The 9,345-nt window shown below is 64.0% G+C and carries 7 protein-coding genes; 4 read left to right on the forward strand and 3 right to left on the reverse strand.

The genetic code is table 11. The features are described from left to right. Positions 1 to 595 precede the first annotated feature (595 nt). Positions 596 to 1,555, forward strand: coding sequence for an EF-hand domain-containing protein (locus tag BV106_RS02885; protein WP_038160168.1), 960 nt, complete (start codon positions 596 to 598; stop codon positions 1,553 to 1,555). 125 nt (positions 1,556 to 1,680) lie between these two features. Here BV106_RS02885 and BV106_RS02890 read toward each other — a convergent pair whose 3' ends face one another. Further along, positions 1,681 to 2,685, reverse strand: coding sequence for an LLM class flavin-dependent oxidoreductase (locus BV106_RS02890; RefSeq protein ID WP_038160235.1), 1,005 nt, complete (start codon positions 2,683 to 2,685; stop codon positions 1,681 to 1,683). Positions 2,686 to 2,812: 127 nt separating this feature from the next. Continuing rightward, positions 2,813 to 4,102, reverse strand: a complete 1,290-nt coding sequence (locus BV106_RS02895; RefSeq protein ID WP_038160170.1) for an NAD(P)/FAD-dependent oxidoreductase — start codon at positions 4,100 to 4,102, stop codon at positions 2,813 to 2,815. A gap of 97 nt (positions 4,103 to 4,199) precedes the next feature. Here BV106_RS02895 and BV106_RS02900 point away from each other — a divergent pair, with 97 nt between their 5' ends. Further along, positions 4,200 to 5,333 carry a hypothetical protein gene (locus BV106_RS02900; protein ID WP_265595281.1) on the forward strand — a complete coding sequence of 378 codons (1,134 nt, stop codon included), beginning with the start codon at positions 4,200 to 4,202 and terminating at the stop codon, positions 5,331 to 5,333. A 413-nt stretch (positions 5,334 to 5,746) separates the two neighbouring features. On the opposite strand, the gene BV106_RS34975 is transcribed toward BV106_RS02900, so the two are convergent. After that, complete coding sequence (locus BV106_RS34975) at positions 5,747 to 6,922, reverse strand: hypothetical protein (RefSeq protein ID WP_051944872.1); 1,176 nt, start codon at positions 6,920 to 6,922, stop codon at positions 5,747 to 5,749. A gap of 234 nt (positions 6,923 to 7,156) precedes the next feature. On the opposite strand from BV106_RS34975, the gene BV106_RS02910 reads away from it, so the two are divergent. Together BV106_RS02910 and BV106_RS38060 are read left to right on the forward strand one after the other, a co-directional pair. After that, entirely contained in the window at positions 7,157 to 8,440 is a 1,284-nt protein-coding gene (locus BV106_RS02910) for a Gfo/Idh/MocA family oxidoreductase (RefSeq protein ID WP_038160176.1), read from the forward strand. Between the two features lie 605 nt (positions 8,441 to 9,045). Next, a complete protein-coding gene (locus tag BV106_RS38060) occupies positions 9,046 to 9,180 on the forward strand; it encodes a hypothetical protein (protein ID WP_265595282.1) in 135 nt (44 codons plus the stop codon). Positions 9,181 to 9,345: the final 165 nt, after the last annotated feature.

Raw genomic sequence — 9,345 nt, forward strand, 5'->3', positions numbered from 1 at the left:
GAGCGCCCATCTTGGCTCCTCGATCCTCTTTCCGGCCACATCGTCACAGACCGGGAAATTAGTGTCTCCTCACGTCGTCAACTACACCGGCTATGAGCGCGCTCAGGCAGATGGAACAACGCTGAACCTTTCCCCGCCGAGGCAGGCTAAAAGCCAGAAGCGCCCCAACCGCGCTGCTTCCGTCCTCAGGTTCTAGGTCATCACCAGAGGTGCCAAAGCGGTGTCAAGCCACCGGCACTCCAAGACACTGTCGTGCGGATCGAAGGTGCCAGGCGGGGTTTGTTTGCCCCAGCGCTGGCGAATGTCGCGAAGCGTCTTGGAGTGCCGGCGGCTCGACGCCGCTTTCGCCTGCCGGGCGAACATCCTCGCCCCCCACCCCTTCCGCCAGCCTCCCAAGGCTCTTCTACCCTCCCCTGACACCCGTCTCATCCAAATCAAGCACCTCCCCCTCAAGTCTTGGATCTTCTGTCTCTAAATCTTGTGTCTGACCGCATCGCGGGCTGCGATTCCCAAAAAACCTCACGCAACCCCGTGCAACTTTTTTTGCGGGGGTCTGTTTCACCCCGTGTACACCGAAATCAAACCAACGAAGACGATGACCCTGACAAAGCAGATCCTTCTCAGTGCGATCGCAGCCGTGGGCTGCACGTTCAGCTTCAGCCTCACGATGGCCCAGGCACAGGACGCCCCCCCGCCGCCTCCCGCTGGTGAAGGCCAAGGCCGCCCCCCTGGCGGACCCGGCGGCCCAGGAGGTCCTGGTGGTCCCGGCGCCCCTGGTGGTGACTCCCGCGCCCGGTTGGAAGAGGCCTGGAAGAAGATGGACCTCAACGGCGACGGCAAGATTTCCAAGGAAGAGTTCACCACCAACGCCGTGAAGGAAGCGGAAGACCGCTTCGGCAAGATGGACGCCAACAGCGATGGCTCCGTGGAGAAAGAAGAGGCCGAGCAGGCCGGACGTCGCCTCCGTGAAGAACGCGAACGCCAGGCTGGCCGCACCGGTGGCCCCGGAGCAGGCCCAGAAGGCAACCGCCCCCGCCCTGAAGGTGGCCGCCCGCCGGAAGGAGCCCCTCCCGCACCTGGCGACCGTCCCGAAGGCTTCCGCCGCCCGCAGGGTGGCCCCGAAGGCGGCCCCCCAGGTGGTCCTGGCCAGGGTCAGCGCTCCCCCGGTGAATCCGGTGGGGGTCGCGGCGGCCGTGGTGGCATGGGCATGGGCGACTTCCTCCTGCGCATGGACACCAACAAGGACGGCATCGTCTCCAAGGACGAGTACGTGGCCGGCAACATGGAGCGCTTCGAGCAACTGGACGCCGACAAAGACGGCAAGGTAACCAAAGAAGAAGCGGATGCCGCTGCCCAGCGCCTGCGCGAGCAGTTCGGCGGTGGCCGCGGTGAAGGTGGCCAGCGTGGCGAAGGCGGACAGCGCGGTGAAGGCCGTGGCGAAGGCTTCCGCCGCCCTGAAGGCGGAGCCGGTGGCCCTGGCGGTGCAGGCGCAGGCGCAGGCGCAGAAGGCGGAAACCGCCAGCGCCCCCAGCGTCCTGAAGGCGAAGCCAACTGATGAATTCAGCCAGTCGGCCAGTTTTGACCTGGTCCGGCCCAAAAAAAGATCACTGGTAGTTGTGAGCTACCGGTTGTGTGAGAAGTGCCGCATTGGAGGGGGTCTCCAATGCGGCACTATTTTTTTCACAGAGACTGGCGGATCTGCTGCACGATCTCGTAGGACCGCAGACGGGCCTCATGGCTGAAGATCATGGAGTGCACCATGATCTCGTCCGCCTGAGTGACCTCCGCGTACTCGATGAGCTTTTCCTTCACCGTGGCCGCATCGCCGATGATGGACCCGCGCAGGAAGGGATTGCTGTGCAGCGTGCCCATCACGAGTTCCACCTCCTCCCGATTCTCCAGCGGCGGAGGCAGTTGCATCGGCATGCCCCGCGCCAGATGCACGTGGGCCTGGTACTGGGACGTGGCCAGTTGCTCCGCCTCCGCCACCGTATCGGCGGCAAAGACGTTCACACACACCAGGGCGTACGGCTTCTCCAGCGAGCCAGAAGGACGGAAGTTGTTCCGGTAGATCTCCAGCCCCGGCAGGACGTTATCCGGAGAGAAATGCCCCGCGGAGCCAAAGGGCAACCCCAACTGTCCGGCGAGCTGGGCGCTGAAACCGCCGGAGCCCAGCAGCCAGAGGGGGATGTGAGACCCCGCCCCCGGCACGGCGCGCACTTTCTGGCCGGGCAGCACGGGGCGCAGGAAGCTGCGCAGCACCTCCAGTTCCTGCGGGAAGTCTTCACCATTGCTGCCGTGGCTCTGCCGCAGAGCCCGCATCGTCACCTGATCAGTGCCAGGCGCACGGCCCAGTCCGAGATCGATCCGCCCTGGGAAAAGCGCGTCCAGGGTGCCAAACTGCTCGGCAATCACCAGCGGGGCATGATTGGCCAGCATGATACCGCCCGCGCCCACGCGAATGGTCTTGGTGGCCGCCGCCACATGGCCGATCACGACCGCCGTGGCGGCAGAGGCGATGCCGGGCATGTTGTGGTGCTCCGCCAGCCAGTAGCGCTGGAAACCCCAGTCCTCCGCATGACGGGCTAGATCCGCACTGCGGCCCAGGGCTTCCGCCACGGTGCCGCCCTGGAGGACGGGTGAGAGATCGAGAACAGAAAATGGCAGGTCAGAAAGGGAAGGCATGCTGTCAGGAAGCGGGGGGTTCTTTACCATAAAGGACTACGCCTGCCGCCCCCGATCAGAGTGCAGCAGGTGTTGACTCCTCCGTCCCGCTCGCGCCTCACCTCACCTCACCGCCCGGACTTCCTGATCAGGAATCGACTCCGGTGCCCCCGCTCTTCTGCCCCGTGATGAGCCGTGCGCCCTGATCCCGGGTGAAGTACGACCACACCCAGATGAAGAAGACATGCACCCGGCTGCGCAGACCGATGAGGAAGATGAGGTGGACAAAGACCCACGCCATCCACGCCACCCAGCCGCTGAACTTGAGGAAATGCAGATCCGCCACGGCGCGATGCCTCCCGATGGTGGCCATGCTGCCGCGGTTCCAGTACTTGAACTGCTTGAGCGGCTGCCCCGCGATCTGCGCCAGAATATTGGCCGCCGCCAGCTTCCCCTGCTGCATGGCCACGGGGGACACGCCGGGGAGCGGCTTGCCGTCCTTGCCCAGACAGTGAGCAGTATCGCCGATGACGTACACGTTCGCCTGTTCCTTCAGGTTCAGCTCGGGCTGCACGATGATGCGCCCGCTGCGATCGAACTCGCCTGGGAGCTGTTTCACCAGCGGAGACGCCGCATTCCCCGCCGCCCAGATGACCGTGCGGGAGGGGATGTAGCCACCGGGGATGGTGACACCGTTGTCATCCAGCCCCTGCACCGCCACGCCCAGCTTCACTTCCACGCCCAGATCCTGCAGTTGGGTCAGGGCCTTGCCGGAGAGCTTGGGGTCAAACACGGGCAGGACGCGGTCCGCCGCATCCAGCAGGATCACCTTGGCCTCGCGGGGATCGATGTGGCGGAAGTCGCGCACCATCGTCTCGCGGGCGATCTCGCTGATCGCGCCCGCCATTTCCACCCCGGTGGGACCGGCGCCCACCACCACGAAGGTAAGGAGCTTCTCCCGCTCGGCAGCATCCGTGGTCACCTCCGCCTGCTCAAAGGCCAGCAGCAGGCGACGGCGAATGTTCAGGGCATCATCCAGCGTCTTCAGCCCGGGGGCGGAGGCCTCCCACTCCGGGTGGCCAAAGTAGGAGTGCCGGGCCCCGGTGGCGACGATCAGGTAGTCGAAGGGGAACTTCTGCCCGCCGGCGGTGACGACCTTCTGCGCCACATCGATGTCCGTGACATCGGCCATGATGGTCTCCGTGTTCTTGGCGTGATGCAGGATGGAGCGCACCGGCTGGGCGATATTCGCCGGGGAGAGCGCCGCGGTGGCCACCTGGTAGAGCAGCGGCTGAAAGAGGTGGTGGTTCGTCCGGTCCAGCAGGGTCACTTTCACCGGAGCCTTGTCCAGCGCCTTGGCGGCAGCAAGCCCGCCAAACCCGCCCCCGATGATGACGACGCGGGGCTGGGGAGGGGATGGTTCTTCCGTGGGATTCATTCAGTAGGTCGTAGCAATTCCAGGGCCGAATCGCTTCCGGCACTTGGAGAAGCCTTTGTCAGTTGTCAGCAGGCCGAAGTTGTGATTACAACGGATCATGAAAAATCTCCATGGCAGCTTTTTGCCCGTCCTTGCCGCAATATTGATGTGGGGCGCCGCCGGTGCCGCCTCTGGGGATGAGTCTCCATTCAAAGCAGCTACGTTTTGCCATGGGCTCCTGGATTCACAAGCTCCCAAAGACAAGGCAGAAGCCTTCCACCCGGACGAGACGATCTACCTCTCCGTGGAGCTGAAGGGCCGGCCCAAGACCGGCAAGGTGGCCACGCAGTTCCTCTTCCGCGACAACGTCATCGCCGAGGCGGAGGTGGATGTGGCCACGGTGAACAAGGGCATCCTGCTCTCCGCCGGGCAGAACACCTTCGCGGGCTTCAACCTCACGCATGACCAGCCCCTGCCGGTGGGCGACTGCTACAGTGCCGTGGTCACCCTGGATGGCCAGCCCCTGGGCACCTTCCCCTTCCGCGTGAGCCCGCCCAAGGACGCCATCGTCAGCGAGCTGAAATCTGTCACGCTCTCCAAGGGGCTGGACGACAAGAACCAGCCGGTGGACGTGACGCGGGAGTTCGACACCAAGGACAAGGTCGTCTTCAGCGGCATCGCCGATCTCGGCTTGGCCACCTGGATCGAAGTGGGCTGGGTGCTGGGCGGCATGACCGACTCCGAAGGCACCCGCAGCATCACGCTGAAGGAAAACAAGACCGGCTGCCCCTTCCGTTTTTCCTTTATCCCCAACGGCGGCTGGCCTGCTGGCACGCATGAAGCCGTGCTGCTCATGAACGGCAAAGAGGTCTCACGCGAAAAGTTCACCATCAAGAACGGCCCCGCCCTCACGCAGACGGTGGAGACCACCTCCTTCAAGCTCTCCTCCGATGACGGCCGCGGCGGCCCCGGCGCCACCGTAGCCGCCTTCAGCCCGCAGGACAAGGTGCTGCACGCCGGCTGGGAGCTCAAACAACCCACCATGGTGAAAGGCATCCGCTTCGTCTGGACCGCCATCGAGGCTGGTTCTGCCAAAGACCAGGTCATCGCCACCGCCACCATCCCCTCCACGATCCATCAATCCATCAGCACCACCCTCAAAGCCAAAAACGGCCTGCCCAAGGGCAAGTTCAAGGTGGAACTTTTCCAGGATGATCGCCTCGTGGATGGAAGGACGTTCGAGGTGAAATAGGGGGAAGGTTTGTTGGTGCTTGGTGCTTGGTGCTTGGTTGAGTGCGGCGCGGTCATCAGTAACAGGAGTGAGGGACTTTCCAGTCCCGGTCCCGACGCACGTCCCAGCGTGACCTTCGGTGAAAGTTGTTCAACGGACGGAGGCGACGAAGCGCATGCACCGTCATCGGACGCTTGGCCCGAACCGGGACAAGAATGTCCGCCTGCTTCGCAGGAGACTCAAGACTAGAAGACACAAGACGTCAGACCTGAGCTGGCGCCTAGGTGGAGGCCAAAGAGTCGGCATCATCATGGGACGCTCGGCACCGACCGGGACAGGAATGTCCCTCACTCCGTTTGCTGACTGCTTCGCTGGGCGTGTCCTCTCATGCGACAGCTCAGGTCTGATGTCTGGCGTCTGGCAGTCTGGCGTCTTTAGAAAGGCCCATTTCCAAACAACAGCTCCCCGACCTCTCCACCCGGACGTCCCGGCGGACGCTCGGCTCCGGCACCCTGCGGCCCAGGCCCAGGTCCTTGCCCCTGACCTGGTCCTCTGCCACCCCCAGGCCCCATGCCGCGCCCTGATGGCGTGCCGAGGTTGGCTCCGGGAACTCGATACCCTACGAGATACGCCCCTTTCACCGAGGGCTTGTCCACATAGAGTGTCAGCGTCCCCTCCTTCTCCGCCACGGTAATGTTGCGGTCCACCTTGCCTTCCGCCGTCAGGGCAAAGGGCAGGGCCGCGTAACCCAGCGTGCCGTGCGTGGGGTTGGCATAGACTTCATAGGCATAGCCGGGATAGGCGGGCACGGCGATCTTCCAGCGTGATTTCGACGAACCCACGGCTTCACCGGGAACAATGAGTTCACCCCCGGGGGTGTTGGGATAGGATGGCTCCATGGTCGCGCTGCCCATGACGATGTCCCACACCGTGCTTTCCTCGTCCCCGGCCGCTCCGGCCACCTTGCTGAACTTCCTGATCAGCGCCGCCCGCTGTGTGGCATCGCGCACGCCGCGCAGCACACCGTCGTTGTCATTCTGCTGGGCCCAGAGCTTCCCATTCAGATCATAGGAAGGCTCATCCCAGAAGAGCTGCGTGCAGGTACGGATCTTCTCGCCGGGGAGCGTCACTGCCGCATGAATGTGCCGCGTGCGACCGCGATAGAGCCCGGCCTTGATGGTGCGGAAGCGGTATGCGCCGTCCTTGCCGGTGAGAAACTGGCCAAAGCCCGCGAAGTTCGGGTCGGACTTGGGATTGCGCACCGCTGTCGTGCTCTGGATGTACTCGCCATGGTGATCCGCATGCCAGATCTCCACCAAGGCGCCGCGCACCGCATTGCCGTTGCGATCCAGCACCCGCCCCGCCACATGGGTGACCAGACCCGTCGCAGGCGTCAGGCTGTCGTTGAGCAGGACCATGTCATTATCTTTGTCGAGCGGGATGTTGTTGAACGGGGTGTTGGCCGGGTAGTAGGGCCCCTCCGTCAACTTGGCGGTGACCGTCAGCGCCTCGGCGAAGAGGCCGCTCACGGCGGAGAATGCGCCCCCGGCAGCAAGCTGGGCCAGGATACGCCGACGGGTGGCAAGGGTGCGCGAGGTGACGAGGTGCATGGAAGTGGCAGGGAGGGTGAACGCGGCCCGACTGGGCCATGGCGGGTAAAACCCGGCCTAATGCAAAAAGTCGTGCAGATTTCCCCCGGCCTGCGGTTTTACCAAAGAGCCCGCATGACAACGGGCTGGTACAATTGTATCTGAAGACGGGAGGAAACGAGGAGCAATCCGCCACAAGTTCATCGAAGATGCCGAACCGTCCCCCTCCCGGGTCGCAGCCTTTCCCTCTCGTTCATGGAAACTACCATCAAGATCGCCCTGGTCGGCGCCGGCATGTTCGGCGGTGACGTGCATGCCCGTGCCTATGCCGACCTCCAGCGCTTCGGCATCGCCGGCCAGCTCGCCCGCGTGGGTTTGGATGCCTGGAGCCGCGACTTTGCCCTCATTCGTTTTGACCTCGTGGCCGTGGCCACCCGCTCGCCCGGCTCTGCGGCCAAGGCGGCGGCCAGCTTCAAGGAAATGACCGGGCACGAACCCAAGGCTTATCACGGTGAAGCCCCGTGGGACGACATCCTGCGCGACTTCCCGGATCTGGACGTGATGGCCGTGGCCACGCCGGACCATCTGCATACCGAGCCTATCCTGGCCGCCCTGGCCAAGGGCGTGCACGTGATGACGGAGAAGCCCATGTGCCTGAGCATTCACGAGGCGGACCAGATCATCGATCTCGCGCGGGAAAAGAACTGCGTGGTCGCGGTGGACATGCACAAGCGCTACGACCCCGACCACCTGCGCATCAAGAACGACATTCAAAATCGCATCGGCACTCCGCTCTACGGCACCGCTTATCTGGAAGAACCGCTGGAAGTCAGCACCAGCACCTTCAAGTGGGTGGAAAGCAGCGATCCCTTCAGCTACGTGGGCCCGCACTGGACGGACCTGATCTACAGCTACTATCGCAGCAAGCCCGTCTCCCTCTCCGCCGTGGGCCAGAAGAAGCGCCTTGTGCGTGATGGCATCAATGCCTATGACGCCGTGCAGGTGCGCGTGGAGTTCGAGAACGGCATGAGCATCAACTTCCACAACAACTGGATCACCCCGGCCGACTTCGAAGCGCCCGTGAACCAGGGCCACGAAATCGTCGGCGCCGATGGCAAGGTGGAAAGCGACCAGCAGTACCGCGGCTTCCGCTTCTGGAACGCCGGCGGCGGCTCCCGCACCAGCAACAACCACTTCACCCGCGAGGTCGCCCGCCCCGATGGCACCAGCGGCTACCTGGGCTACGGCGTGGACAGCCTCACCGTCGGTCTCGCCGCCATCTGCCGTGTGAAGTTCCACGAGGCCACCCTGGATGAAGTGGCTCCCATCTATCCCACCGCCGAGGACGCCCGCATCACCACCGCGATTGTGCACGCCGCCGCCGTGGTTCGTGACCTTAACTTCAAGTACCTCAACGAAGGCAACGGCGCCCCGGTGACCGCCCGCTTCGGCCCAGACGGCATCACCATCGTGGACCCCATGCGCGCCGCCGAAGGAGTGGAGAAGGTGTTTGAGAAATTGTACGACCGGGCGGTGTGACCCGCGTTGCGGGAGACACAAGACTTGAGCTCGTGGAGCTGTTGGAAGCTGTTTGCCGCAGGCCATCAGCTTGCCACAGCTTGCAATGGGGTCAGCGCTCCACCTTCTGCCAAGGCATCTCCAACGCCAGTGTAGTTGTCGACGTGAGGAGGCACTAGCTGAAGCGTCTGCAGCGCCGCTCCCGCCGCTGACCTCCTCACACCCACCGCCCCGCTCCGGCTCCCATCCGCCCGAGCGCACACCTTGGCCCCTTGTTCCCCTTCCCCGCCACATCCCCACAGACCGGGAAATTTGTGTCTCCTCACGTCGTCAACTACGACCGGCGATGCTCATGCTCAGACAGAAGGAAACACACCAAACCCATCGCAAGCGTAGGCAGCATGATGTAGTGCCCGGAAGCCTGTGCGTCCACCCTCTGGTATTTGATCGGCAACCGCCCAACGCCCATGTAGCTGACGACGTGAGGAGACACTAACTGAAGCGTCTGCACCGCCGCTCCCGGCCACTGACCTGCTCACGCCCAACGCCCCGCTCCCACCCGCCCGAGCGCACACCTTGGCCCCTTGATCCCCTCCCCCGCCGCAGCGCGACAGACCGGGAAATAAGTGCCTCCTTACGTCGACAACTGCATCGACTTTGGTTGGGTTCAGGCAGAAGGAAACGCGCTGGACCTTCCCACGCTGAGGCAGGCTGAAAACCAGGTGAGCCCCACCCTCGCTGCTGCCGCCTTCCGGTTCTAGCACCTCACAAGAGCCGCCTGGCATGGCCAATCAACGCGGCAGCGTCTTGGAGTGCGTGCGGCTCGACGCCGCTTTCGCCTGCCGGATGCATCGCCGACCCTCCCCTTCCCCTCCGCCAGCCTGCCCCTCTGCAGCTTGCCATCGGCCAGACAGACCGCGTAGCAT

Origin of the sequence: Verrucomicrobium sp. BvORR106 (assembly GCF_000739655.1) — a bacterium.
In the GTDB taxonomy this organism is placed as follows: domain Bacteria; phylum Verrucomicrobiota; class Verrucomicrobiia; order Verrucomicrobiales; family Verrucomicrobiaceae; genus Verrucomicrobium.